This window comes from Pantoea sp. X-Soil-TKNS-1279 (assembly GCF_059730565.1).
The window spans coordinates 489,829-514,483 of record NZ_AP035948.1 but is presented as its reverse complement, the minus strand read 5'-3'; the positions used below and the strand labels follow the sequence as shown (position 1 = coordinate 514,483).

Below are 24,655 nucleotides of genomic sequence, written 5' to 3'. Positions count from 1 at the left end.
TCCAAGACGGTAGCTACGGATCAGGCTTCATCGTCCCCGATTTGCAACGCCCGCGTCTCTTTACGCACCCGCTCGATATGGATGGTGAGAAACATCCGCTCCTCATTCGACAAGGCATAGTGGTATTTCTGCTGAATATGCTGATCAACCTTGATGGTGCACTGGTACGCTTCCGGGTACTTGTCGCGCACCACATCATGGAGCGATTCATCCTCGCTGCACACGCCGCGTTTACCCAGCATACGTTGCGCGAAAAATTTCAGATGGTTAACAAAGCGGTTATAGCTCAGGCTTTCAACGCGATAATCGAGTTGCAGGCGATACTTCACAATCTGCAAAATATCCTGCATAAACCGCGTGATATGCGCGACATCTGACATATCGTTATCAAGCTGGGCATTCACCAGATGCATGGCGATAAAACCGGCCTCATCCTCTGGCAGACGTTCACCGAGGCGTTTCTCAATGATCGCCAGTGCCTCCAGCCCCAGCGCGTACTCGTTGGGATAGAGCGTTTTAATCTCCCAGATCAACACATTGCGGATCGGCAAATTTTGCCGATGTCGTTCAATCGCGAAGTTGCAGTGATCGCATAGCGCGATCGACAGACTTTCATGCAATTTCGATCCCAGTTGCTCCCTGGCACGCGCGATGATCAATTCGGTGGTGGTGATCACCTCGATCGGGATCTCCGACAGCAGTTCGCTCAGGCGATTGGTCAGCGTATGGTTTTGCAACGCAAACACTTTTTCGATCAACTGCGCATCCAACGGATCGCCAATGCGCTTGTTGAACGCTAACCCGCGTCCCATCACCACCTGTTCCTGGCCCTGCTCGCCCAGCACGATGGCCACATTATTATTAAGTATTTTCGCAATCTTCATTTGGCACCCTGAAAACGAAAAAACCTGACCTCCCGCGAAGCGAGCTGTCAGGTTTTGCCTGTGTGGAGGAACACAGTAACAATCCGCTCCATCATAAATGCCTGGCATCACACGGCAAGCTGAAATCGGGATAAATGTGACCCGGCTCCGTTTCTTTTCACTGATGATAGCAGAGGTCCATACAATAAATTTATTCCCCCATAATAAAATTCAATAAATTTATTTATCATTGAGTTAAATAAACCCTGATTTTTATTTCGTGATCACTCCACCGTTAGCCGTAACACAACATCCGTAACACGCTATTTATCCGGTAGGCTTCATCAAACAGAAAAATAAACACCCTGAACCGGACGTGCCCGCACGCCCCTTATTTCCCTTACCCTATAAATAACATCAGGAGTCAGCCATGCCTGAAGAAACGACGCTATTACCCTGGTATAAACGGCTGAATCGCCAGCAATGGAAGGCATTCTGGGCCGCATGGATGGGTTATATGCTGGACGGTTTTGACTTCGTCATTATTACCTTAGTCCTGACCGAAATAATGGCGGAATTTAATGTCACCACGGCGGAAGCGGCGGCGTTAATTTCTGCCGCATTTATTTTGCGTTGGTTTGGTGGATTGGCACTCGGTGCTATGGGCGATAAATATGGCCGTAAAAGTGCGATGATCACCAGCATTATATTATTTGCCGGTGGCACGTTCGCCTGCGGTATCGCACCCAATTATACCTGGATGTTTATTGCACGCGTGTTGGTCGGAATCGGCATGGCCGGTGAATATGGCACCAGTTCTGCCTATGCCATCGAAACCTGGCCGAAAGATATGCGCAATAAAGCCAGCGCCTTCCTCAATTCCGGCTTTTCTGCCGGGGCTATTTTGTCGGTGCTGGCGTATAGCTGGGTGGTTCCGCTGTGGGGTTGGCGCTCGCTGTTTTACCTCGGCATTATCCCGGTGTTTTATGCCCTGTGGCTGCGCCGCGCCATTCCGGAAGCCGAAGAGTGGGCGGCGGCCAAAGCCAAAGCTGCCAAACCCGCGGAAACCATGATCGACACGCTGTTTCGTGGGCCAAACCGCTTACGTAACACCCTCAACCTGCTGCTGGGATTGGCCGCCGCCGTGTCGCTTTACTTCTGCTTCGACCACCAGACCTCCGGGGTGGTGACCGGCGTGCTGGCGGTGATCATCGCGGCAATCTTTATCCGTTTTCTGGTGCAGAGCGGCGGCGAGCGCTGGCCCACCAGCCTGATGCTCACCGTCACTATCGTCTGCGTGTTTCTTTACGGCTGGCCGATCCACGCGCTGCTGCCCACTTACCTGAAAACTGAGTTGCACTACTCGCCAGAAGTGGTCGCGCTGGTGTTCTCCTTTAGCCGCTTCGGCATGGGCCTTGGCTGCTGCGTGGCGGGGATCGCCGCCGATCGCATCGGTACGCGCAAAACCTATGTACTGAGTCTGCTGATCGCCCAGATGATCATCATCCCGGTATTTATGCTCAACGGCTCCAGCGTCTGGTTACTGTGCCTGCTGATCTTCCTGCAACAACTGTTCAGCCAGGGCGTCGGCGGCCTGCTGGCGAAGATGATCAGTGGCTACTTCGATACCGAGCAGCGCGCAGCCAACCTCAGCTTTATCTACAACATCGGCTCACTCGGCGGTGCACTCGCGCCGGTGCTGGGCGCGCTCATCGCGCAGCATGCCTCACTGGGTAGCGCGCTTGGCGGCCTGTCGTTTGGCCTGACCTTCGTCGTGATGTTGTTGATTGGCTTTGATATGCCGTCGCGCGTGCAGCGCTGGTTAAAACCGCAGGCGCTGCGTCACTACGACACCGTCGATGGCACCCCACTTGCTGGCGCGTTCACCCGTGAAGAACGTGCCGCCCAACATCTTACCCCGCTTAACTCAGGCAAACCCTGAAAGGAGAGAACATGACCGCAGGAAACCGCATTTATTTACGTCGCCCGGCTGATGCTGAACCGCTGCTGGAAACCTTCCGCACCCTGCCAGCTGCCGTGGTCGCAGATTGTATGAGCCGCTTGCCCGCCCTGTCAGCGGAGATCAGCCTGAAAACGGCCCCACAACAACCGATTATGTGTGGTCTGGCAGTGACGGTAAAAGCCCGTTCAGGCGACAACCTGATGCTACACAAAGCGCTGGATATCGCCGGGCGCAACGATGTGATTATTCTGTCGAACGAAGGCGATCGCAGCCAGTCGCTGATGGGTGAAGTCATGGCGACCTATGCAAAGCAGCGCGGCATGGAAGGGATTGTGCTGGATGGGCCGGTGCGCGACATCGACGGATTATCACGCATGGATTTCCCGATCTACGCAGCCGGAGTCACGCCGGGTGGCCCCTTTAAAGACGGACCGGGTGAGATCAACGTGCCGATCGCCTGCGGCAAAATCCATGTCTCTCCTGGCGATATCATCCTCGGTGATGCCGATGGCGTGATTGTGATCCCGCGCCAGGATGCAGCACGTATCCTGGAAGATGCGCTGGCGTATTTACAGGTGGATGAACGTAACTTCGAGCTGGCGAAAACCGGCTCACTGGAGCGCGGTTGGCTGGATGAGACGCTGCGCAGTAAGAAGGTGGAGATTATTGACGATATTTATCGTTAACAGGCATCGCGCCGCAAGGATGCGGCGCGTTTTTACACCAGCGCCAACTTCCGCTGCCGTTGCTCACGCCACACGGCAAAAATCCCGGCCAGCGCCACAATCGATGCGCCAAACAGCGTGGTGGGACCTGGCAGGCTATTAAGGAACAGGTAACCTACCACCATCGACCATACCAGGGTGGTGTAATCAAACGGGGCCAGCAGCGAAGCATCCGCGTAACGCAGGCTGAGCGTGACCAGAATTTGTGCCAGACCGCCAAACAGCCCGCAACCAACCAGCAGCAGCAGTTGCATGCCACTGGGTATGGTCCAGCCAAACACGATAGTGGCAAGGCCGATCACCGTGGTCATCAGTGAAAAATAGAACACAATCGCGCCGGGTTTTTCGATGCCATTCAGAAAACGAATTTGCACATTGGAGGTGGCGGTGCAAACCGCAGCCACCAGCGCGCACAGCACACCGATACCCGCGCTGGCATGAGCGGCACTGGCAGAGAACAGCGTCAGTTTGGACGACAGCATGATCAAAATGCCGGACAGGCCGACCATCACCGCCAGCCAGCGCGATGCCCTGACCCGCTCTTTCAGCAGCACCGCCGCCATGATCACGGTAAACAGCGGCGCGGCGTAGCTCAGTGCAGTGGCATCCGCCAGCGAGATATACACCAGCGCCAGATAGTTAAAGTACATGCCACCGGTGCCGGAAAAGCCCCGAATCAGATGACCGAACAGATTGCGGGTTTTCAGGTTTTCCAGCACGTTCCCCTGAATTTTCAACCATATCAGCAGTGGAAACAGCGCGACAAAACTGCGGAAAAAAATCACTTCCCCGGTGGGTATGGTGCCGTTCAACCCTTTGACACACGCCAACATCAGCGTTGAACACAACGCCGCCATTATCTTCAGAACTACGCCTAATCTGGCATTCATTGCTTTGACCCTATTCTCTCTCTACCACTCGCAACCGGCTTGATTGCCGAGAGGACAACGCGCATACCTTATGGAGAGACAGAGGGCCGCGATAACACTATTTTGCTCTGCCTGAATAGCAATAACTTATCGTCCACCGTCATAGCATTTCGCTATCGCGCGACAGGGTTTCCCTCTTATTCGCCGCAAAACAAAGCCGATATAGTCCAGGAAACGCGAATATTGACGGATTACCGAGGGGAATCACATGACCATGAAAAGACGTACCACCATCGGGCTGGCGCTGCTGCCGCTGCTGGCTATCTCTTCCGCCCATGCTGACCTGATGGCAAACATTAAGTCGAGCGGCGAACTTAAATGCGCAGTCTATTCCGACGTGCCACCCTTCTCCTCGCCGGATCCGCAAACTCGCCAGTTGGCTGGCATGGACGTTGACCTGTGCAACGCGCTGGCAAAACAGATGGGGGTCAAAGTCACCCTGGTGCCGACTTCCGTGGAAGCGCGTATCGCAGTGATCGCTACTGGTCGCGCCGACGTCCTGATCGCTAACCTTGCCTACACCAAAACCCGTGGCAACCAGATCCAGTTCAGCGACCCGTACTATGTCGCCAAAGAGATGCTGCTGGTGAAAGCGCCGCTGGCCGACAAGCCGCTGAGTTACTTTAAAGGTAAGCGCATCAGCGCCACCAAAGGCACCACCTCAGAACAATCCATCCACCTGAAAGGCGCACGAGCAGTGACCTTCCAGGACACCGCCTCGGCTTTCCTCGCGGTGGAACAGAACAAAGCATTGGGCTTTGTTACCAACACCATGACCGGTATCAAGATGATCACCCAGGCGAAAAAAGACGGTATCGATCTGGCGATGATCAAAGAACCGATGGCGCTGGAACCGATTGGTGTCGGCATGAAACGTGACGAGCCAGCGTTGTTAGCCAGCGTCAACAGCGGCCTGAAAGCGATGGACGATGACGGCACCATCGACAAAATCTGGGACACCTGGATTGGGCCAAAGACTGAATACAAAATGGTGCGTGAGGAGCGCGTTCAGCCGCTCTCCAGTCTGAAATTTGAACCGCTGGAATAACCATGCCCGTGATGTCGCCATCTGATATCAAGCCCGCCAGCGCACCCGCGCTGGCTTGCTCCTCTACCATTACCCTCTCCACCATTGGCGCACGCGCCTGGCTGGTGGAAGCACCGGGCGGTTTTGATTTGCCCTCACAACGTCGCGTCTGGTCGCTGGCACGATTGCTCGCCAGTGGCGAAGACGTTGAATCACTGATCCCTGGAGTCACTAATCTGCTGGTGCTGTTTCGCCAGATTCCCCCCGACGAGACTGCGGTGCGCGTCCGACTGCATGCCGCCTGGGAACAGGCGCAGGCCATCCATCCGCAGGGCAAACTGATTGAGATTCCGGTGGATTACGGTGGCGAACACGCGATCGATCTCGATGCGGTTTGCCGACATACCGGTTTCAGCGCGCGCGAAGTGGTACGTCGTCATCATCAAAGCGAATACACAGTATTCGCCCTCGGCAGCGCGCCGGGCTTTGGGTATCTGCATGGACTGGACCCGCAGCTGGCAACGCCACGCAAAAAAGTACCGTCGCTCAGCATGCTGAAAGGCACCGTCACCATTGGCGGCGCGCAGGCAGGCGTCTCGGCGCTGACCGGCCCGAATGGCTGGAACGCGATTGGCTATGCCGAACTGGAGGTGTTTGATCCCCTGGCGGACTCACCGGCGTTGATGGCCCCTGGCGATCGCATTCGCTTTCTGCCGCAGAGGATTGAACTGTGATTGAGATTGAACAAAGCGGTGCGCTCAATACGGTGCAGGACTTAGGCCGTTTCAACTATCGCCATATGGGCGTGTCGGTGAGCGGCGTGATGGACCCACTGGCGTTGCGGGCAGGCAACCTGCTGCTCGGTAACGAGGAAAATGCCGCCGCGATTGAAGTGCAACTGTTTCCATTTCGCGTGCGCTTTTTGCAGGATACCAGCATCGCCGTGACCGGCGCTGACTGTCGCGCCACGCTGGATGGCAGTCCTCTGCCGCCCTGGTGGGGTTGCGGCGTTCGCGCCGGTCAGGTGCTGGAGCTACGCTACCCGCGCAGCGGCGCCCGTGGTTATCTGTGCATTGCCGGTGGTATCGATGTACCCGTGGTGCTGGATTCGCGCAGTACCGCGCTGCGCGGTGCCTTCGGCGGTCATCATGGCCGGGCATTGCAGCGTGGCGACCAGCTACCCCTTGGCCCGACAACCGGCCCGACATTACCGCAGGCGGGTATCGGTATCGAACCTCCGGAAAGCGCGCTGGGTACCTGGTTCCCGCGTAATAACGCCGGTGAGATCCAGCTACGCGCCATTCCCTCCGGCGAGTACGCATTGTTTGCTGAAGACGCCGTGCGTTTCTGGCAGCAATCCTGGCAAGTTTCCAACCAAAGCAACCGCACCGGTTACCGGCTGGCAGGGGATCCGATCTTCCCGTCACACACAGTGGAGATGCGATCCTATGGCCTGATCCCCGGAATCGTACAGGTGCCCCCGGCCGGTGAGCCGATCATCCAGTTAAGCGATGCCAATACCGCCGGTGGTTATCCCAAGATCGCCGGGGTGATCGAGCAGGATCTGTGGCGACTCGGTCAGGTACTGCCCGGCCAGTCCATTCAGTTGGTAAAAAGTGATGCGCGTGAAGCCATCGCCATCGAACAAGAAGTGACGCGCTGGCTCACCCGGCTGCGTCTGAGCTGCCTGCCGCTGCGCAAGGCCGTGGGCGTTTAACCCTGGCAAGGAACCAAAACGATGAAGATTGATGTCAATTCCGATATGGGAGAAGGCTTCGGCGTTTATCAACTGTGTGATGACGCCGCACTGATGCAGGTGGTGTCATCCGCCAATATTGCCTGCGGTTTTCATGCCGGTGATCCCACGATCATGACCAACATGGTCCGTCTGGCGAAGCAGCATGGCGTGGGGATCGGTGCACATCCGGGCCTGCCGGATCGCCAGGGGTTTGGCCGCCGTGAACTGCCTTTTTCCGCTGACGAAATTTGCCAGCAGGTGGCGTATCAGCTGGGTGCATTGATGGCGATTGCGCGTGCCGAAGGCACTCAGGTTGCCCATTTCAGCTTCCACGCAGCAATGGGCAATATCGTTAACCGTGACGCCGCGCTGGCGCAGCAAGTGATGGAGCTGGTGGCGCGTATTGATAGCTCGCTGATTATCTTCGCCCAGCCGGATACCATTATTGAACGCGCTGCACAGGCCGCCGGTCTGAAAACCCTGACGCTGTTCCTCGCCGACCGCGCTTACGATGCCCAGGGGCGTCTGGTGCCGCGTGGTATCGCCGGCTCGGTGATTAAAGAAGAAAGCGCGCTGCGCGCCCGTGTGCGCCAGTTTCTGCAACGCGGCACCGTCACCACTCTTGAAGGTGAAGAGATCGCGGTACGCGCCCGCTCAATTCTGGTCCACAGCGATACGCCCGGTTCACTGGCGCTCGCCACCATCGTGCGCAGCGAGATCGAAGCCAGTGGTCATCAGGTGGCTCCGGCGACTGAAGTGCTGGCCTGATACCCTCACCCCGGCCCTCTCCCGCAAGCGGGAGAGGGAGAAGGGAGAAGGGAGAGAGTGCTATATGTCCCCCCTCCCGCAAGCGGGAGAGAGATGCAAGATTTGCTCGGTCGGTCCCCTCTCCCGCTTGCGGGAGAGGGTTAGGGTGAGGGTTAAGGCAATCCTTACCGGCAACCGGCACAAAACGCCGCAATACGATCACAGCCAGTCTGCAAACGTTCCATGCTGGTGGCGTAGGACAGACGGATAAACGGACTCATGCCGTAAGCCGCCCCCTGCACCGTCACCACATGTTGCTCCTCAATCAATGCCAGTACGAAATCGGCATCGTTGTTGATCTGACGGCCACCCGCGCTGACTTTACCGATATAACCCGCGATATTAACGAACAGATAAAACGCGCCTTGTGGCTTATGGCAACGCAGACCATCAATTGAGGTCAGGCGTTCCAGCACGTAATCGCGACGTTCGCGGTAGATACGTGCACGTTCCTGCAACAGATCCTGTGGGCCTTCCAGCACCGCGACTGCGGCAGCCTGAGTCAGGGTGGTCACGCCACCACTGTTCTGGGTATTAACGTTGCTCATCGCCTTGATCAACGGAGCCGGGCCGCCGCAAAAGCCGAGACGCCAGCCGGTCATTGAGTACGCTTTTGACACGCCATTCACCGTCAGCACCCGGTCATACAGACGCGGTTCAACCTGCGCCAGGGTATAAAAACGCACGTCGTCATAAATCAGATGTTCGTAGATATCATCCGTCATGATCCACACCTGCGGGTGACGCAACAGCACTTCTCCCAACGCCTGCAACTCTGCTTTGCTCGCCACTGAACCGGTCGGGTTACTGGGGTAGTTGAGCAGCAGCCATTTGGTTTTATCGGTGATCGCCGCTTCCAGCTGCGCCGGAAGCGGTTTAAAACCATTCTCCTGGGCGCACGGCAGCGGCACCGGGATACCACCGGCGAATTTCACGATATCGGCATAGCTGATCCATGACGGCGTCGGGATCACCACTTCGTCGCCCGGATTGATGGTCGCCAGAATGGCGTTGAAGATGATCTGCTTGGCACCGCCAGCCGTAAGGATCTGGCTGACGTCATAATCCAGCTGGTTATCACGTTTAAATTTCAGCTGGATCGCTTTACGCAGGGCTGGCGTGCCATCGGTGGGTGGATAACGGGTATCCCCCGCGCGCGCCGCCGCATAAGCCGCCTCAATGGCGTGGTCCGGCGTTGGAAAATCGGGTTCTCCGGTGGAGAGTGCCACCACATCAATGCCCTGCGCCGCGAGATCGCGTGCTTTTTGGGTCATGGCGACGGAGGCGGAAACAGTCACATTCTTTAGTCGATCGGCTATCTCGGGCATGGGGAACACTTCCCTCTCTCAGTGTCAGCAGAAACGGCGCGGCACGCCAAAACGCGCGCGGCCAGCAAAGTTCTCTGAGCATAGGTTTTCGCCCACAACCACCGCTAATAGTGCTTTGTTGTGGTGATATAACACAAAACGATGACAGGACCGGCTGCACACTTTTGCAGCAAAGTCAGCGCATTGCCCGGAAATGCGCGGCGGGTCACGCAGCGCGCGCGCCAGATATGTTAAAAAACTGTTACTTTCAAGCCGCTGCGCGCGCCATCGTGGCGCATTGCTCCCGTCAGCCATTGGTAACGCTAATGGGAAAATGCACCAAAATTGTGCGAAACATCCTGTCTGAACATTTGTTGAGCAGGCAGTAAGTCAACTCAGCAAAAGCCTTAGGAGGCATGTGCGCCGTACCCTCCTGCCTGAGTTCAATCACTAAACCTTATTCTGGCATCAACTTTGCTTGATGCTGATATGCGTTCCGTTGGAGGGAGTGACCATGAATCTTCGCCGTCTTAAATACTTCGTCAAGATTGTCGATGTCGGCAGTCTGACGCAGGCCGCCGATATTTTGCATATCGCCCAGCCCGCCCTGAGCCAGCAGCTGGCAACGCTGGAAGGGGAAGTGAACCAACAATTGCTGATCCGCACCAAGCGCGGCGTCACCCCTACCGAAGCGGGTAAAACGCTCTATTCTCACGCCCAGTCCATTTTGCGCCAGTGCGAACAGGCGCAAAGTGCGATTGATCGTGTCGGGGCGTCGCTCAGCGGCAGCGTCTCAGTCGGCCTTGCGCCCGGCACGGCAGCGCAAAATCTCGCCCTGCCGCTGATGATGGAAGTGCAGCAGCAGCATCCCGGTATCGTGCTTTATTTCAACGAGAACTTCGGCACCACGCTGAGCGAGCTGATCATGAACGGTCGCATGGACATGGCGGTGATCTATGACCATCGCAATATCCACGGCCTGCGCTTTATGCCACTGATGAAGGAAGATCTGTGCTTCGTCTGTCCGTTCAGCCTGGCGAAACCGATGAAAGAGATCCGTCTGGCAGAAGTGGCGCAGTACGATCTGTTCCTGCCGCGCATCTATAACATCATGCGTAAGGTGCTGGACGATGCCTTTGTGCAGAATAACCTGCAATATCGTGTTAAGTGCGAGATCGAATCACAAACCACGCTTAACGCCGCACTGACTGCCGGTCTGGGTGCCACCATCATGCCCGAATCCGCTGCGCGGGCGATGTTGAAAACCTCAGACTCGTGGATGGCGAAGATTGTCGAGCCAGATGTACAAGCCTCGTTGTCGTTCTGCATGTCCGATCATCTGCCGCTGTCGCAACCGGCAGAAGCCGTTAAATCGATTCTGTTGTCGCTGATGTCACGGCGCAACGTGGAAAACCATCCCCTGACGCTGGTGGGATAAGCCTCGCTTATTACCGCAAAGCGAAACCCTCTTACTGCCCGTCTGACGAACGCGCTAGATTGACTGCGTTAGCTGCCCGCTCCGGCGGGCTTTCTTTGACGGGAACCCTATGGAAAAAACTGCAATACCGCTGCCGACGCTGCGTGCCGTCGCGCGCAAAATGCACACCGCCGGGCTGAGCCACCTCACATTGGGCGGCAAGGCGTGGTCGGTAAAAATGACCTTTGCCGCTGTGCCCCCCTCTGCGCCTCAACCGGTTCCCGCACCGCCGATCGCGCTGCGCCCGGTCGGCGCACCCATGCCCGGTACGCTGCGGTTACGCCATCCGCTAAGTCAGCAGGATTTTGTCCAGCCCGGACAGGTCGTCAAACCCGATGATGTGCTCGCACTGGTGCAGGTTGGCCCGCTCTATTTACCGGTCATCAGCCCGGTAAACGGCACGGTACAAAACGTGGTAATCAACGACGGCTCACCGGTAGAATACGAAGAAGAAATACTGATAATTCATAGTCATAACCAGGAATAAGCGCGGTTATAAGGGTCACTTATTGCCTCAAAATTTTTATGTCTTATCCCCATTGAACATAACTGCATAAAGTCAGAAAAAGATCAGAAACGCGCCGCTGCCCCAGGCCCGGCGATGACAGGAGAGGCAAATGCCATTTTCAGATTACAAAACCGCACTGGTCACTGGCGCATCCGCCGGGATGGGTGAAGCCATTGTTGAACGTCTGTGCCAGGAAGGCATTACCGTTCATGCCGTGGCACGCCGCAAAGAACAACTGGCGGCGCTGGCCGAACGTACCGGCTGTATCCCACACGCGGTGGATGTCAGCGATCTCAGCGCACTGACCGCCCTGTGCCAGGACCTGCAAATCGACATTCTGGTGAACAACGCCGGGCTGTCGCATCCGGGTTCCATCCTCGACGCTGACGAAAACGTGATTGAAACCCAGGTGGATGTCAACCTGCGCGCCGTGCTGCACCTGTGCCGGCTGCTGGTGCCGGGCATGGTGGCACGCGACCGTGGTCATGTGTTCAACATCACCTCCATCGCCGCAATTTACAACTTTGGCGGCAACTCGGTGTACCACGCCACCAAAGCCGGGGTCCACGCCCTGTCGCGTCAGCTGCGCGTCGACTGCTATGGCAAACGTGTGCGTATCACCGAGATCTGTCCGGGCCGCGTCGCCACCGATATTTTCGGCAACGTCTCTGGCGATCACGAAGAAGCGCGCCGTCGCTTTATCGATGGCTTTGAACTGCCGCAGGCGAAAGATATCGCCGACTGCGTAGCCTTTGCCCTCTCTGCGCCGGTGGCGGTGAATATCGGCAATATCGAAATCACCCCGACGTTGCAGGTACCGGGCGGCCTTTCCACCATGCGACCGGGCGACCGCGCCGAGTAATGAGGTAACACTATGGCACTCGATTTCAGCAGTGTGATAACCGGCCACTTCGGCCAGATGATCGTTGACGGAACGGTGGTCACTCTTGAACTGGCGTTGGGTGCCTGGCTGCTGGCGATGATCCTCGCCATGCTGCTGGTGGTGATCCGCCTGACCGATCAACGCATCGCGGTCGGACTGGTGAAGGCCTATGTTTCTTATCACCGTAATGTCCCGACGCTGATTCAGTTAATGATGTGGTATTTCGCCATTCCGACGCTGCTGCCGGAAGCGCTGCAAATGTGGATTAACAACCTCAACGCCGAATTTCTGTTTTCACTGGTGGCGCTGGGGCTGTGTCAGGCGGCGTACTTCTCGGAAGATATTCGCAGCGGTCTGCGTGCTATCCCGGATGGACAGAACGAAGCGGCGCGTGCGCTGGGGATGGGTTATGTGCGCGCCATGTGGTCGGTGATCCTGCCACAGGGGATTCGTAACGCGCTACCGGCGCTGATTAACCATACGGTGCTGCTGTTCAAAAACACCAGCCTGGCGATGGTGATTGGTGTGGCGGAACTGACCTATGTCACCCGCGATATTGAGAACCAGACCTTCCGCACCTTCGAGTCCTATTTTGTGGCAACCGTTGGCTATCTGTTCTTCTCCCTGATGCTGATGGGCCTTGGCGCGCTACTGGCCCGCCGCTTTCAACGCGTCTATGCGAGGTAATGGCGATGTTTGAGATGTTCACCATTTTGCATGACAACGGCATGCTGCTGTTAATGGGCCAGTACCCGAACGGGCCACTGGGCGGGGTGCTCTGTACCCTGGTGATCTCGCTGCTGGCGGTATTGCTGGCCTTCCCAGTGGGCGTGTTGCTGGGGTTGGCGCGTCTGTCGCCGTGGCGCTGGCTGAGCTGGCCCACCACCTGCTGGGTCTATCTGCTGCGCGGCATCCCGCTGATGATGGTGGTGTTCTGGACCTACTTCTGCGTACCGCTGTTGATTGGTCACAACATCAGCGGCTTCTCCACCATGCTGTGTACGCTGGTGATTTATGAGAGCGCCTATATCGCCGAGATCGTGCGTGGCGGCATTCAGGCGTTACCGCACGGGCAGTACGAAGCAGCGCGTGCATTAGGCATGGGCCACATCAAGACCCTACGTCTGGTGATCCTGCCGCAGGCGTTGTTTAACACCCTGCCAAGTCTGGTAAGCCAACTGGTTTCGATCATCAAGGACAGCACCCTCGGCTACGTGATTAACGTGCCAGAGCTGACATTTGCGGCCAACCAGGTCAGCAACCAGTTACTGACCAAACCTTTCCAGGTGTTCGCCATCGTGGCGCTGAGCTACTACATCATCTGCTTCAGCCTGACGTGGCTCGCCAACAAACTCGAAGCGCGCCTTGCGCAGAAACGTCGTCAGTCACCGGTGGAGACGCCCACGGTAGCACCGGCGGTGATGATGACTAAAACCCAATCGCAATAAGGAACCGCTATGAGACCGATGATTCTGTTTAATCAGGTCAACAAATGGTACGGCGCGTATCAGGCGCTGACTGACCTGAGTGCCGAGATCAATCCCGGCGAAGTGGTGGTGGTCTGTGGCCCCTCCGGTTCCGGTAAATCGACACTGATCCGCACCGTTAATCGCCTGGAGCCAATTGAAGGTGGCCAGATTGTGTTTGACGGTATCGATATCCACGGCAGCAGCACGCGTTTGAATCAGCTGCGTACCCGTATCGGTTTTGTGTTCCAGAGCTTCAACCTGTTCCCTCACGTTTCCGTGGCCGAGAACATTATGATGTCACCGATGAAGGTACTGGGCGTGAAGCGATCAGAGGCACGTCAGCAAGCGGGGGAACTGCTGGAACGAGTTGGCCTGTCGCACAAGGCGGATGCTTATCCGGCGCAGCTTTCCGGCGGTCAGCAACAACGCGTGGCGATTGCCCGTGCGCTGGCGATGAAGCCACCGGTGATGCTGTTTGATGAACCGACATCAGCACTCGATCCCGAAATGGTGGGTGAGGTGCTATCGGTGATGCGCGGCCTGGCCCAGGAGGGGATGACGATGATGTGCGTCACCCACGAGATGAACTTTGCCCGTGAAGTGGCGGATACCATCTGGTTTATGGATCAGGGGCAGATTCTGGAAAAGGCCACGCCGGACAAGTTCTTCACCCAGCCGCAGCACCCGCGCGCACAACGCTTCCTGAGCGATTTGCGCTCGCATTAATTAAAGGGCGCGATAAATCGCGCCGCTACGGAAAATCAGCAATCAATCCATATGGCACCGGCGTCGGCCGATTGCACGCACTGCTCCACCCAGCGCACCCCCATCAGCCCGGCATGCACATCGGGATACCAGAAATCGCGCAGAAAGGTTTGGTCATCCCGGTCAGTCGCATCCATCGCCAGCGCAAAACGGCGATAGAGATTGGACCAGGCTTCAAACAGCCCTTCAGGATGCCCCCCGCCAATACGATCTTCCTCTACAGCGCGGCTGTGCAGATACCCCATACCGCGTTCCAGGATCTGCACCGGCTGCCCCTGCACTTCATAACGTAGCTGGTTTGGCTGTTCATCCCACCACTCGAGGCTGGCTTTTTCACCAATCACGCGCACTTTCTGGCCGTGCATCGAACCACAGTTCACTGCCGACGCCCACATGGTGCCTACCGCGCCGTTGTCATACTCCATCATCACAAAGGCGTTATCTTCCAGCGGTGCCCGACTTTTGACGAAACTCTGGCGGCTACACAGCAGGCGTTTAACTTTCAGCTTCGGCACCATAGTTTCGGCGATAAACAACGGATGCGTCGCCAAATCGCCCAGCACATAGCTGGGGCCGACAAAACGGGGATCGACGCGCCATTTGGTGCTGGCATTTTGCAGCTCCACGGCCTCGTTATGAAAGCCGTGAGCAAACTGCATATTAATGATGCGAATCTCCCCCAGCAGCCCTTCGGCGATCATCTCCCGCGCCTGATGAATCAACTGATGTCCTGCGTAACCGTAGGTCACACCGATGATTTTTTTCTTCTCAGCGCAAAGTCTTTCCAGCTCGTCGGCCTCGGCAGCGGTGAAGCACAGCGGCTTTTCACACACCACATGCAGCCCGGCATTGAGCGCCGCCCGGCAGATAGCAAAGTGGGTGTTATTAGGCGTGGCGATGGACACCGCTTCAATGCCGTCGGCGCGTGCTGCTTCAGCAGCAAACATCGTCTCGTAATCGGCATAGCAGCGATCTTCCGCCACCCCCAGCGTTGTGCCAAAGGCCCTGCCCCGCGCGGCGTCGATATCAAACGCCCCAGCCTGTAAGACAAAATTGCCGTCGCGCAGCGCGGCAGAACGGTGAATGTAACCAATCTGGCTGGTGCCACCGCCGCCGACCATACCCCAACGCAGTGAACGATCGAGAGCTTTTGTACCGTTAATCATGATGTTGTCCTCAGAATCCGACTGATTGCAGATAGTGCAGGCTGGCTGTGACGTCGCGCAGGCTGGTGTCAGCATGGCGCGGATCGCGTTCCTGTTCGATGGTGATCCAGCCCTGATAATCGCGTTCCGCAAGGAAGGCGCGCACCGCCGGATAGTCAATTGCCCCTTTGCCAATCGGGCACATCACCCCTTCGGCACAGGCAGCAAAGAAGTCGATGCCGCGAGCGATAACATCGCGCCATACCGCCTCGTTCACGTCTTTGAAGTGCAGATAATCGATGCGATCCCAGTAGCGATTGAGGTAGGGAATCGGGTCCATGCCTGAGTAGTACAGATGGCCAGTATCGAGACACAAACCCGCCACCTCATGCGGGATATCCTGCACCAACTGTTCCAGTTCATCGGCGAATTCAATGCAGCCTCCGGCATGAGGATGGATCACCGCGCGTACGCCATATTCACTCCAGGCGATCTCACTCAGGGTGGTGATGTGCTGCATCATGCGTTGCCAGTCTTCCGGGGACAGGCGTGGCGCTTTATCCGACTGACCGGCATATTTCGCGCGCTGCGGATTACCAAAATCGATGATCACCAGATAGGGAGCCGGCGCGTTCTGCGCATGGGTTTTCTCAGCCGTCGGCACCAGGGAGAGATTGCGGCAGATATTGTGGGTCAGTTCCACCATCGCCGGGAAATTGGCTGCACTGACCAGATCGTCGAAAATTGTGCCCGCTACCAGCGACAGCCCGTAATGTTCCAGTTGCTGGCGTAACTCGCTGGCCTCCACCGGCAGATAGCTCCACGGCCCCAGCTCAATGCTGCGATACCCGGCTTGTGCCGCTTCGCTCAGGACTTTTTGCCACGGCGGCAGGAAAGGATTTTTCGGATCATCGACGCCCCAGCTACAGGGCGCATTGGCGATATGGATAGTCATGATCGTTCCTTGCTGTGATTGATGCAGCAAGTATAAAATAAAAATTTCATCCACAACAAGCATGAAACTTTCATTTTTTGATAGTGATCAAGTTATTAACTATCATTTAAATGATAGTTTATCTATCATTTGGCGCGATAAATCGCGCCGCTACGCCTAAGCAGCGGTTATCGCGCGTTTTTACAAATTCTCCCGTGTGACAATATCGAACGGCAGCGTGACCTGCATAAAATGCTCGCTGCCATCCGCCTGATGCTGTTGCAGGGTTTGCACCAGGGTAGTTGCCAGACCCTCAATACGATGACGCAGCATCACCGTGATGGTGCCATCAATCAATGCCAGATCGCCGTCGCTGACCGGGCCATGACAAATCAGCGCCACGCGACGCTGCGGTTGCTCACGCAGCGCGCGAATGACCCCTTCAATCCCGCCGCACGGTGCAAAAATCAGCGCCAGATCGGCATGTTCATCCAACAAACGACGCGTTGCCAGATAACCCCCGTCAATCGACTCATGGGTTTTGAGTGGTTCCAGCACCTGACGCGCGTTGTCCTGCTCGCGCAGGTAAGAACGGAAACTGATTTCACAACTCTCCTGGCAGGTAAAACGGTGGTCCCCCACCAGCACCCCTACCGGTCCCGGCTGATGCAACAGATGCGTCGCCATCCAGCCTGCGGTGCGTCCGGCCTTCTGGTTATCCAGCCCGAAATAACCGGCATGACCACAGGGGGAGAAGTTGGAAAACAGCGCATATACCCGCACGCCCTGACGCGATACCGTTTCGATCGCCCGGCGAATCAGCGGATGGTCAAGCGCCACCAGCCCGATGACATCCACCTGTTGCGCCAGCGTATGCAGCGAGGCCACCACCGCATCCACATCGTCAATATCGTGCCAGCAAAACTGTGCTTCGCTACCGGCGGGATGTAACGGCTGTGTCTGCTGACGTAACGCGTCAGTGAGCGACTGATAAAACGAATAATTTTTTGCCAGCAGAATAAACCCCATACGCAACGCGACAGCAGGCGTTAAAGCCCGGCTGCTGAGTAACGGCATCAGGTCAGCGCGATAACCCAGACGCCCCGCCGCTTCCAGCACCTTCTTCTCGGTGGCGGCGCGCACCGGCGCACGACGGTTAAGCACGCGATCAACCGTCGCAACGCCGACACCCGCAGCGGCGGCAATCGCATTCATGGTGATTTTACTCATACAAGATATCCGTGATAGAAAATTATCAAAAAATAATACCCGGATGACATCAAAAGTGCGAATAATTCGCGCCAGGAATCGTCATATAATCGTAATTTCTGATAGAGAATCCCTCATAAATTTGACCATCATCGCAAAAACGAAACGAAAATTACAAAGCAACCTACTTTTCGGAATAAATGTTTGATAATTATTCTGCCTGACAACGCTTGTGGTGAGGGGTGGATCTGCTTCAGCAAAGCGTTAAAGCAACCGGCTTAACGCGCAGGAGAAAACAATGAAAATCGCTTTTGACGTGGATGTAATCCGCGACCTGGGGATCACCCGCATGGTGCAGCAGGTGGCGGAATGGGGCTACAAATACATCGAACAGTCGCCCCATCCACAAATTAACCCGTTCTATAAACACCCGAAAGCCAGCCGTGAAATCATCACCGAATATAAGAACGCGCTGCGCTCCACCGGTGTGGAGATCTCCTCGTTTATCGTGGTGTATCGCTGGTCTGGCCCGGACGAAGCCCGCCGTCAGGCGGCGGTGAAGAACTGGAAGCGGATGATCGAGATCGCCGTGGAAATGGGCGTGCCGGTGATCAATACCGAGCTGTCCGGCAATCCCAATGAACCGGAGATTTGCGAAGAGATGTTCTACCGTTCGATGGAGGATCTGCTGCCCATTATCGAACGCGAAGGCATTCGCGTGGAAATCCAGGCCCACCCGTGGGATTTCTGCGAGGAGAGCAACGAAACCGCTGACATCGTGAAATCTTTCCGCAGCGATAACGTGAAATATATCTACAGCGCGCCGCACACCTTTTTCTACGACAAAGGCAAAGGCGATGTGAAAAGCATGCTGCATTATGCCGGTGACGATCTGTCGCATATGTTGATTGCCGACACCATGAACCACACCAAACATTGCCGCTATATCGTCAACCCGCCGGGGGTTGATGCCACCATCCACCAGCATGTCGGCGTGGGTGAAGGTGAAGTCAATTTCGATGCGCTGTTCGAAGCGTTACGCGAGATGGATTTTGCCAAACGTACCTTTAAGGTCGGCGGCGAATCGATTATCTCGGCAGCGTTGTTTGGTTATCCGGAAAAAATGAAGTTCCAGGCGGTGGAAACCCGCGAGCTGATTGAACGCGAGTTGCTGTGAGTTAGGTGCGCTTTGTTACCCTCACCCTAACCCTCTCCCGCAAGCGGGAGAGGGAACCGATCGAGCATATGGCATTTCTCCCTCTCCCTCATGGGAACCGTTCGAGCATATGGCACTTCTCCCTCTCCCTCATGGGAGAGGGCCGGGGTGAGGGTATCAGCACGCACCTAACCCACCTAACCCACCTAACCCACCAACCCCACCTCAACACCGGACTTTGCATATTACCGCCAGCGCGGTTAAATCGCCTGTGACTGCGGCTGCTACACTCAGTGGCAGCAAAAAATGCAACCACAACAAGGCGAAATCACTATGTCGGAACATCAGTATCAGCCCGCAAAAGTCTGGATCTGGGACCCGGAAGCCAAAGGCAACGGCGCGAAAACCAACCGTCCGACTGCCGGGCCGACGCATGAGAAGACCCTGCCGGTCGGCAAACATCCGCTTCAGCTCTATTCGCTGGGCACACCAAACGGCCAGAAAATTACCATCCTGCTGGAAGAACTGTTGGCGCTCGGCGTGAAAGAAGCCGAATACGACGCCTGGTTGATTCGCATCGGCGAGGGCGATCAATTCTCCAGCGGCTTCGTTGAGGTCAACCCTAACTCTAAAATCCCGGCACTGCGCGACCACTCGGTTAACCCGCCGCTGCGGGTGTTTGAGTCCGGCAACATCCTGCTGTATCTGGCGGATAAATTTGGCCACTTCCTGCCGAAAGATGTGGCGGGCCGCACCGAAGCGCTGAACTGGTTGTTCTGGTTGCAGGGTTCAGCCCCCTACCTTGGCGGCGGTTTTGGCCATTTCTATTTCTACGCGCCGGAAAAAATCGAATACGCCATCAACCGCTTTACCCTCGAAGCGAAACGTCAGCTCGACGTGCTGGACCGTCAGCTGGCAGCTCACCGCTATCTGGGCGGCGACGAATACAGCATCGCCGATATCGCCACCTGGCCGTGGTACGGCAACCTGATACTGAACAATCAATACGACGGCGCTGAGTTCCTGGATGTGCAGTCATATAAAAATGTGGTGCGCTGGGCGAAAGAGATTGCGCAGCGTCCGGCGGTCATCCGTGGCCGTAAGGTGAACCGCGCCTTTGGTGCCGCGCCGGAAGATCAGTTGCTGGAACGCCATGATGCCTCCGATTTTGATACCAACACCGAAGACAAACGCCAGGCGCGAGGAGAGTAACCGTGAGCGCATATGTGATTTTTATCCGCGATGAAACCCTGAACGACAGCGAAATGGCCACCTACGCGCAGAAAGCGGGGGAAGCACGCGGTGATCATCCGATTAATCCGCTCGCCTTTTACGGCGCGCTGGAAACGCTGGAAGGTCCACAAGCCGAGGGCGTGGTGGTGCTGGAGTTCCCGGATATTGATGCGGCAAAAGGCTGGTATTACAGCCCGGCCTACCAGGAAGCGAAAGAACATCGTCTGAAAGGAGCGAACTATCGCGTGTTGCTGGTGCAGGGCGTCACAGCGTAGCGGCACGATTTATCGCGCTTATTAATTGAGGGCGGTGTCACCACCGCCCTTTACCTGTCAATTCAACGGGATACGCACCACGCTATCCGGTCCTTTCGCAGAATGATCTTTGTTGAATCCCTGCTTCACCGTCACGAATAACGTCTGACCATCCGGCGACACCAGCAAGCTGTTGGGATGGGTCGGTAGCGTCCAGCTATTTTTCACCGCATAGCTGGTGGCATCGAGTTGCAGCACTTTGCCCGATTCACGCTGGCTGATGTAGATCTCATTGCGTTTGGCATTGAACTTAATACCCAGCGCGTCCCCGTCGATACGCTTGATCACCTTGCCAGTATGCTCATCAAACACCAGCGTGGTTTTCGCTTTGGAGTTGTCAGTGACAAACAGGCGGCCGGTGGCCGGATCTTCCGCCAGATTCAGCAGCAGGTAGGTTTTGTCGTCGCCCGGCGTCCAGCGCTGTTCGATCTTGTGATTACGCGGGTTGATCACCAGGATCTCGCCACTGCCGTTGGCCGCATAGATACGATTGGTCACTGAGGAGTAAAGCAGACCGGTGACCCACTTCCCGGCATTTTTAATGGTGGTTTTCAGCTTAAAGGTTTTGGCATCCACCACCCAGATCAGGCCCGGATCGGCGACTCCGCCGATATACAGCAGGCCATCATGGAGCATGATTTCACGCGCGCCCGTCGGGAAGCCTTTGTCATTGATCAGGCCAAACTTCAGACGCTGCAACACCTTGCCGCTTTGCGCATCAACTTTTGAAATCCCGCCATCCAGCGTATTGGTGACGTACAGCAGGCTGCCGTCCGGCTCCATCGTCATGCCGAAGTTTTTCAGGTCGGTATGGGTTTCGCCGAGGGTTTTCAGCGTGGCCGGATCAAGACGGTAGATCACCCCACCGTTGACGCCTTTAAAACTCTGGGCACTGGCGACATACAGCGAAGCAGTGCTGCCAGGAACATACGCCATCTCATACAGGCCTTCCGCCAGTACGCGCTGCTGCACATTGCTGGCAACTGGTTGTGGGGCGACGACCGGGGCAGCGGCTTTTTTTGCCGGTGCCTGGCAGGCCGTCAGACTGAGCGCCGTCACCACGGCCAGCGCCACGCCCGCGATGCGCGGATTGAACAAGGATTTCATTCTTAGCTCCATCAGGGAGTTATAAAAAGAATGAGAATCATACGTATTAACGATTGGCGAGTAAACGTAACGCTGATTATTCGTCACAGCGCAATAATTGCGCCGCTACAAGCCAGCAAGAACCGTAGCGGCGCGATTTATCGCGCAATATTAATTCGCGGCCACAAACTGCGTGTAATTTTCCGGCGTAATGGTTTTATAAGGCACCCAGTTGTAAACCTGCACTTTTTGCTTATCCAGCAACGCTTTGGTCACCTGCACCGCCCCCGTTGCCTGCCCTTTAGCATCCTGGAAAATCGTCAGCACCATTTTGCCGTTCTTCACGAACTGCTGCCCGTCCGGTGTGCCATCAATACCCGCAACGAGGATCTTTTCATTCTTCGCCTGATTCAGCGCCATAATCGCGCCAATGGCCATCTCATCGTTGTTCGCAGCGATGGAATCAATCGGACGCTGGTTAAGCAGCCAACTCGACACCACATCCACCGCTTCATTGCGTTGCCACTTCGCACTTTGCTTCTCGACCACCTTCATATCTTTGTATTTGGCGATCACCGCTTCTACCGCCCTGGTACGCTCACGCGCTTCCTCGTTCGACAGCGCGCCCATCAGAATCGCCACGTTGCCTTTGTAATTCATCTTTTTCGCCAGCGCCTCCATCTGCATTTCTCCGCCCAGCGCAGAATCTGAACCGACGTAGGCCATATCCGCAGGCAGCTTCACCTCCGGCTTACGGTTAACGAAGATCAGCGGAATACCGGCATTCTTCGCGGCGGTGATCATCGGCAGCACCCCCTGGGTATCCACCGGATTGAGGATAATCGCGTCAACCCCCTGGTTGATAAAATCGTCCACCTGCTGCACCTGGAGCGCCACATCGCCTTTGGCATCCACAAACTGACCCTTGAGCTGATTGGCCTTCAGTTCGGCTTCCATCTGGGTGCGTAAAATGGACACAAAATTGAGGTCGAAGTTAGCCAGGGCCACACCGACGGTGAAGGTCTTTGCGCTAACACTCAGGCTAAACAACAACGAACAGAGAAGGATAAATAAGCTTCTGATTTTCATGATAGTTTCCTGTAGGGTTGAGATTTTATTGTTGTGTTTTAATGCCGGGCAACAGGCAAATACCCAGCAGGGTAACGCTTATAAACTGAAGTGATCGCGGAACTGTGCCAGCGCGGCAGTGCTGTCGCCACTGGCCCATCCCTCCATCGCCACCGTGCCCTGATAGCCGATCTCGTGCAGCGTGCGGGCAATGGCGCGATAGTTGATTTCCCCGGTGCCCGGCTGCTGACGCCCCGGCACATCAGCCACCTGGATCTCACCAATCGCCGGGCCAGCGCGACGGATCAGTTCGATCAGGTTGCCTTCGCCAATCTGCGCGTGATACAGGTCGAGATTCATCTTCAACGCCGGACTGTTCACCGCCTCCACCAGCGCCAGGGTATCGGCGGCCAGGGCAAACGGCGTACCGGGATGGTCAACCGGCAGATTAAGGTTCTCCAGCGTGAACACGCGTCCTGCCCGTTCGCCGAGTTGGGCGACTTTGCGTAGCGTGTCAGCGGCTTTCAGCCACATCGCGCCAGTCACCACCTCTACCGGTTTGACCGGCAGCCCCTGGTCATTCAGCCCGGTGCCGTGCAGGTTCAGTCCCGGACAGTTAAGCCGCGCCGCCACCGCCAGCGAGGCTTCGGCACTTTGTAACAACTCAGCGATGGCATCATCGTCGGTCAGGTTGCCGGTCAGATAGCCGGTCATGGAAGTAAAACGCGCCCCGGTAGCCGCCAGCGCTTCAATATCCTTATTGGCCCAGCCCCAGATTTCGACGCCAAAACCCAACGCATGAATACGTTTAACGCGTTCAATAAACGGCAGATCGAGAAACACCATCTCGGCGCAGACAGACAATTGATAGCTCGCCATTAGCGACCTCCCAGCGTGATCGGTTGGTTGCGTTGCACGGACTCAATACAGGCCAGCGCGATTTCCAGTGCGTTGCGTGCATCTTCACCGGTGGCACGCGGGGTTGCGCCGGTACGAATGCAACGTGCGAATTCCGTCATCTCTGCCACATAGGCTTCACGCAGCAGATCGGAGTCCAGCCGTGAGGTATCAATCGCGATGCCACCCGCGTGATAACGCACGCAGTGGTTGGCATTGATGTGCCCGGCCTGCAACATCCCTTTGCTGCCAAATACTTCGCCCCGCACGTCATAGCCGTATACCGCCTGGAAGTTGGCTTCGGCGGTAGCAATCGCCCCATTGTCGAAACGAATCGTCACCACTGAGGTATCCAGTAACCCTTTATCTTTAAAATCCGGCCGCACCAGCGCATCAGCCAACGCATAGACCTGTACCGGCTTTGCATGCGGATTGAAGTGCAGCAGGGTGTCGAAATCGTGAATCAACGTCTCGAGGAAGATGGTCCACGGCGGGATCGGGGAAGGATCGCGCAACACCGGGTCACGCGTCACCGAACGGCTGAGTTGGGTGACGCCATTCTCTCCGGCTTCCACCGCGGCGATGGCCGCCGCAAACCCTGAGTCAAAACGACGGTTGAATCCCACCTGCAACACCACACCGGCACTTTTCGCTGCGGCAATGGCACGGTCGGCTTCATCCAGCGTCACCGCCATCGGTTTCTCGCAAAACACATGCTTACCCGCCTGCGCCGCTGCAATCACCCATTCGGCATGGGTACGTGCTGGCGCGGCAATCGCCACCGCATCAATCTCCGGGTCCTGCAACAACGCGTGCAGGTCACTAAAGGCTTTCGCCACCCCCAGTTGCTGCGCCAACCGTTCCGCCGCGCCGGGCTGGGGATCGGCGATGGCAGCCAGCGTCGCTCCCGGTACCCGGTACGCCAGGTTTTCCGCGTGGAAGCTACCCATGCGACCGGCACCAATCAAGCCAACGCGTACAGGTTTGGAATCAAGACTCATTGCTAACTCCTTGTTATTTTGGAGGCATCCCGAATGGATGCGGCCTGTACCGGGGTTATTGCAAAGCCAATGCCAGGTGGCAATCGGCGAAATGTGTGAGACAACACACAGATACAGCTCACAAACTGGCAACAAAATTTACATGTCAACT

General features: G+C 56.4%; 25 protein-coding genes. 15 read left to right on the top strand and 10 right to left on the bottom strand.

The annotated features are described in order from the left end of the window. Nucleotides 1–20: 20 nt before the first annotated feature. Nucleotides 21–884 (bottom strand): BglG family transcription antiterminator LicT, encoded by an 864-nt coding sequence (licT, locus tag AC6I8N_RS02290; RefSeq protein WP_021184192.1) that lies wholly within the window; start codon nt 882–884, stop codon nt 21–23. A 409-nt stretch (nt 885–1,293) separates the two neighbouring features. On the opposite strand from licT, the gene AC6I8N_RS02285 reads away from it, so the two are divergent. Further along, a complete protein-coding gene (locus AC6I8N_RS02285; RefSeq protein WP_021184191.1) occupies nt 1,294–2,805 on the top strand; it encodes a sialate:H+ symport family MFS transporter in 1,512 nt (503 codons plus the stop codon). Nucleotides 2,806–2,816: 11 nt separating this feature from the next. After that, nucleotides 2,817–3,512, top strand: a complete 696-nt coding sequence (locus AC6I8N_RS02280) for an RraA family protein (RefSeq protein WP_021184190.1) — start codon at nt 2,817–2,819, stop codon at nt 3,510–3,512. 32 nt (nt 3,513–3,544) lie between these two features. Here AC6I8N_RS02280 and AC6I8N_RS02275 read toward each other — a convergent pair whose 3' ends face one another. Then, nucleotides 3,545–4,441, bottom strand: coding sequence for a DMT family transporter (locus AC6I8N_RS02275; protein ID WP_497829958.1), 897 nt, complete (start codon nt 4,439–4,441; stop codon nt 3,545–3,547). A gap of 247 nt (nt 4,442–4,688) precedes the next feature. Here AC6I8N_RS02275 and AC6I8N_RS02270 point away from each other — a divergent pair, with 247 nt between their 5' ends. From AC6I8N_RS02270 to AC6I8N_RS02255, 4 genes are read left to right on the top strand one after another with little or no spacing between them, the layout of a single operon-like run. Next, nucleotides 4,689–5,528: a transporter substrate-binding domain-containing protein gene (locus AC6I8N_RS02270; protein ID WP_021184188.1), complete on the top strand. Its 840-nt coding sequence runs from the start codon at nt 4,689–4,691 to the stop codon at nt 5,526–5,528. Between the two features lie 11 nt (nt 5,529–5,539). Then, nucleotides 5,540–6,241: a 5-oxoprolinase subunit PxpB gene (gene pxpB / locus AC6I8N_RS02265; protein WP_497830657.1), complete on the top strand. Its 702-nt coding sequence runs from the start codon at nt 5,540–5,542 to the stop codon at nt 6,239–6,241. Then, nucleotides 6,238–7,224 carry a 5-oxoprolinase subunit C family protein gene (locus tag AC6I8N_RS02260; protein WP_497829957.1) on the top strand — a complete coding sequence of 329 codons (987 nt, stop codon included), beginning with the start codon at nt 6,238–6,240 and terminating at the stop codon, nt 7,222–7,224. Before pxpB ends, AC6I8N_RS02260 begins: the two co-directional genes overlap by 4 nt. A gap of 21 nt (nt 7,225–7,245) precedes the next feature. Beyond that, a complete protein-coding gene (locus tag AC6I8N_RS02255; protein ID WP_021184185.1) occupies nt 7,246–8,013 on the top strand; it encodes a 5-oxoprolinase subunit PxpA in 768 nt (255 codons plus the stop codon). Nucleotides 8,014–8,177: 164 nt separating this feature from the next. Here the strand turns inward: AC6I8N_RS02255 and AC6I8N_RS02250 are convergent, their stop codons facing one another. After that, complete coding sequence (locus AC6I8N_RS02250; RefSeq protein ID WP_208724667.1) at nt 8,178–9,380, bottom strand: pyridoxal phosphate-dependent aminotransferase; 1,203 nt, start codon at nt 9,378–9,380, stop codon at nt 8,178–8,180. A 493-nt stretch (nt 9,381–9,873) separates the two neighbouring features. Here AC6I8N_RS02250 and nac point away from each other — a divergent pair, with 493 nt between their 5' ends. The 6 genes from nac to AC6I8N_RS02220 all read left to right on the top strand — a co-directional run bounded on the left by nac (nt 9,874) and on the right by AC6I8N_RS02220 (nt 14,422). Beyond that, complete coding sequence (gene nac / locus AC6I8N_RS02245; protein ID WP_013507594.1) at nt 9,874–10,797, top strand: nitrogen assimilation transcriptional regulator NAC; 924 nt, start codon at nt 9,874–9,876, stop codon at nt 10,795–10,797. Nucleotides 10,798–10,906: 109 nt separating this feature from the next. Continuing rightward, nucleotides 10,907–11,323: an acetyl-CoA carboxylase biotin carboxyl carrier protein gene (locus AC6I8N_RS02240; RefSeq protein ID WP_497829956.1), complete on the top strand. Its 417-nt coding sequence runs from the start codon at nt 10,907–10,909 to the stop codon at nt 11,321–11,323. 130 nt (nt 11,324–11,453) lie between these two features. Further along, nucleotides 11,454–12,206: an SDR family oxidoreductase gene (locus tag AC6I8N_RS02235; protein WP_013507592.1), complete on the top strand. Its 753-nt coding sequence runs from the start codon at nt 11,454–11,456 to the stop codon at nt 12,204–12,206. A gap of 12 nt (nt 12,207–12,218) precedes the next feature. Next, nucleotides 12,219–12,914, top strand: coding sequence for an amino acid ABC transporter permease (locus tag AC6I8N_RS02230; protein ID WP_021184181.1), 696 nt, complete (start codon nt 12,219–12,221; stop codon nt 12,912–12,914). Nucleotides 12,915–12,919: 5 nt separating this feature from the next. Next, nucleotides 12,920–13,675: an amino acid ABC transporter permease gene (locus AC6I8N_RS02225; RefSeq protein WP_497829955.1), complete on the top strand. Its 756-nt coding sequence runs from the start codon at nt 12,920–12,922 to the stop codon at nt 13,673–13,675. Between the two features lie 9 nt (nt 13,676–13,684). Then, nucleotides 13,685–14,422, top strand: coding sequence for an amino acid ABC transporter ATP-binding protein (locus AC6I8N_RS02220; protein ID WP_021184179.1), 738 nt, complete (start codon nt 13,685–13,687; stop codon nt 14,420–14,422). 35 nt (nt 14,423–14,457) lie between these two features. On the opposite strand, the gene AC6I8N_RS02215 is transcribed toward AC6I8N_RS02220, so the two are convergent. The 3 genes from AC6I8N_RS02215 to AC6I8N_RS02205 all read right to left on the bottom strand — a co-directional run bounded on the left by AC6I8N_RS02215 (nt 14,458) and on the right by AC6I8N_RS02205 (nt 17,770). After that, the gene (locus AC6I8N_RS02215) at nt 14,458–15,627 is read right to left on the bottom strand and encodes a Gfo/Idh/MocA family protein (protein WP_497829954.1); all 1,170 of its coding nucleotides are present in this window, start codon (nt 15,625–15,627) and stop codon (nt 14,458–14,460) included. A 10-nt stretch (nt 15,628–15,637) separates the two neighbouring features. Further along, a complete protein-coding gene (locus AC6I8N_RS02210) occupies nt 15,638–16,561 on the bottom strand; it encodes a TIM barrel protein (protein WP_497829953.1) in 924 nt (307 codons plus the stop codon). 180 nt (nt 16,562–16,741) lie between these two features. Next, a complete protein-coding gene (locus AC6I8N_RS02205) occupies nt 16,742–17,770 on the bottom strand; it encodes a LacI family DNA-binding transcriptional regulator (protein WP_208724663.1) in 1,029 nt (342 codons plus the stop codon). Nucleotides 17,771–18,047: 277 nt separating this feature from the next. On the opposite strand from AC6I8N_RS02205, the gene AC6I8N_RS02200 reads away from it, so the two are divergent. The 3 genes from AC6I8N_RS02200 (at nt 18,048) to AC6I8N_RS02190 (ending at nt 20,413) form a co-directional block, all read left to right on the top strand. Continuing rightward, on the top strand, nt 18,048–18,926 hold the full coding sequence (locus AC6I8N_RS02200; protein ID WP_497829952.1) for a sugar phosphate isomerase/epimerase family protein: 879 nt from the start codon (nt 18,048–18,050) through the stop codon (nt 18,924–18,926). A gap of 312 nt (nt 18,927–19,238) precedes the next feature. Beyond that, entirely contained in the window at nt 19,239–20,117 is an 879-nt protein-coding gene (gene yghU / locus AC6I8N_RS02195) for a glutathione-dependent disulfide-bond oxidoreductase (protein ID WP_497830656.1), read from the top strand. 2 nt (nt 20,118–20,119) lie between these two features. After that, entirely contained in the window at nt 20,120–20,413 is a 294-nt protein-coding gene (locus AC6I8N_RS02190; protein WP_208724661.1) for a DUF1330 domain-containing protein, read from the top strand. 57 nt (nt 20,414–20,470) lie between these two features. Here AC6I8N_RS02190 and AC6I8N_RS02185 read toward each other — a convergent pair whose 3' ends face one another. The 4 genes from AC6I8N_RS02185 to AC6I8N_RS02170 form a co-directional block, all read right to left on the bottom strand. Next, the gene (locus tag AC6I8N_RS02185) at nt 20,471–21,559 is read right to left on the bottom strand and encodes a YncE family protein (RefSeq protein ID WP_021184172.1); all 1,089 of its coding nucleotides are present in this window, start codon (nt 21,557–21,559) and stop codon (nt 20,471–20,473) included. 150 nt (nt 21,560–21,709) lie between these two features. Continuing rightward, the gene (locus tag AC6I8N_RS02180) at nt 21,710–22,627 is read right to left on the bottom strand and encodes a substrate-binding domain-containing protein (protein WP_497829951.1); all 918 of its coding nucleotides are present in this window, start codon (nt 22,625–22,627) and stop codon (nt 21,710–21,712) included. Between the two features lie 78 nt (nt 22,628–22,705). Next, nucleotides 22,706–23,485: a TIM barrel protein gene (locus AC6I8N_RS02175; RefSeq protein ID WP_497829950.1), complete on the bottom strand. Its 780-nt coding sequence runs from the start codon at nt 23,483–23,485 to the stop codon at nt 22,706–22,708. Next, nucleotides 23,485–24,504, bottom strand: a complete 1,020-nt coding sequence (locus AC6I8N_RS02170; protein ID WP_497829949.1) for a Gfo/Idh/MocA family oxidoreductase — start codon at nt 24,502–24,504, stop codon at nt 23,485–23,487. The genes AC6I8N_RS02175 and AC6I8N_RS02170 overlap by 1 nt, the downstream gene beginning before the upstream one ends. Nucleotides 24,505–24,655 lie beyond the last annotated feature (151 nt).

Excerpts from the sequence above, each read along its gene's own strand:
- AC6I8N_RS02185 (WP_021184172.1), bottom strand. The coding sequence starts at position 21,559 with ATGAAATCCTTGTTCAATCCGCGCATCGCGGGCGTGGCGCTGGCCGTG.
- AC6I8N_RS02210 (WP_497829953.1), bottom strand. The coding sequence starts at position 16,561 with ATGACTATCCATATCGCCAATGCGCCCTGTAGCTGGGGCGTCGATGAT.
- AC6I8N_RS02255 (WP_021184185.1), top strand. The coding sequence starts at position 7,246 with ATGAAGATTGATGTCAATTCCGATATGGGAGAAGGCTTCGGCGTTTAT.
- yghU (WP_497830656.1), top strand. The coding sequence starts at position 19,239 with ATGTCGGAACATCAGTATCAGCCCGCAAAAGTCTGGATCTGGGACCCG.
- AC6I8N_RS02275 (WP_497829958.1), bottom strand. The coding sequence starts at position 4,441 with ATGAATGCCAGATTAGGCGTAGTTCTGAAGATAATGGCGGCGTTGTGT.
- AC6I8N_RS02170 (WP_497829949.1), bottom strand. The coding sequence starts at position 24,504 with ATGAGTCTTGATTCCAAACCTGTACGCGTTGGCTTGATTGGTGCCGGT.
- AC6I8N_RS02285 (WP_021184191.1), top strand. The coding sequence starts at position 1,294 with ATGCCTGAAGAAACGACGCTATTACCCTGGTATAAACGGCTGAATCGC.
- AC6I8N_RS02205 (WP_208724663.1), bottom strand. The coding sequence starts at position 17,770 with ATGAGTAAAATCACCATGAATGCGATTGCCGCCGCTGCGGGTGTCGGC.
- AC6I8N_RS02240 (WP_497829956.1), top strand. The coding sequence starts at position 10,907 with ATGGAAAAAACTGCAATACCGCTGCCGACGCTGCGTGCCGTCGCGCGC.
- AC6I8N_RS02230 (WP_021184181.1), top strand. The coding sequence starts at position 12,219 with ATGGCACTCGATTTCAGCAGTGTGATAACCGGCCACTTCGGCCAGATG.
- nac (WP_013507594.1), top strand. The coding sequence starts at position 9,874 with ATGAATCTTCGCCGTCTTAAATACTTCGTCAAGATTGTCGATGTCGGC.
- AC6I8N_RS02220 (WP_021184179.1), top strand. The coding sequence starts at position 13,685 with ATGAGACCGATGATTCTGTTTAATCAGGTCAACAAATGGTACGGCGCG.
- AC6I8N_RS02250 (WP_208724667.1), bottom strand. The coding sequence starts at position 9,380 with ATGCCCGAGATAGCCGATCGACTAAAGAATGTGACTGTTTCCGCCTCC.
- AC6I8N_RS02235 (WP_013507592.1), top strand. The coding sequence starts at position 11,454 with ATGCCATTTTCAGATTACAAAACCGCACTGGTCACTGGCGCATCCGCC.
- AC6I8N_RS02270 (WP_021184188.1), top strand. The coding sequence starts at position 4,689 with ATGACCATGAAAAGACGTACCACCATCGGGCTGGCGCTGCTGCCGCTG.
- pxpB (WP_497830657.1), top strand. The coding sequence starts at position 5,540 with ATGTCGCCATCTGATATCAAGCCCGCCAGCGCACCCGCGCTGGCTTGC.
- AC6I8N_RS02280 (WP_021184190.1), top strand. The coding sequence starts at position 2,817 with ATGACCGCAGGAAACCGCATTTATTTACGTCGCCCGGCTGATGCTGAA.
- AC6I8N_RS02175 (WP_497829950.1), bottom strand. The coding sequence starts at position 23,485 with ATGGCGAGCTATCAATTGTCTGTCTGCGCCGAGATGGTGTTTCTCGAT.
- licT (WP_021184192.1), bottom strand. The coding sequence starts at position 884 with ATGAAGATTGCGAAAATACTTAATAATAATGTGGCCATCGTGCTGGGC.
- AC6I8N_RS02180 (WP_497829951.1), bottom strand. The coding sequence starts at position 22,627 with ATGAAAATCAGAAGCTTATTTATCCTTCTCTGTTCGTTGTTGTTTAGC.
- AC6I8N_RS02200 (WP_497829952.1), top strand. The coding sequence starts at position 18,048 with ATGAAAATCGCTTTTGACGTGGATGTAATCCGCGACCTGGGGATCACC.
- AC6I8N_RS02215 (WP_497829954.1), bottom strand. The coding sequence starts at position 15,627 with ATGATTAACGGTACAAAAGCTCTCGATCGTTCACTGCGTTGGGGTATG.
- AC6I8N_RS02225 (WP_497829955.1), top strand. The coding sequence starts at position 12,920 with ATGTTTGAGATGTTCACCATTTTGCATGACAACGGCATGCTGCTGTTA.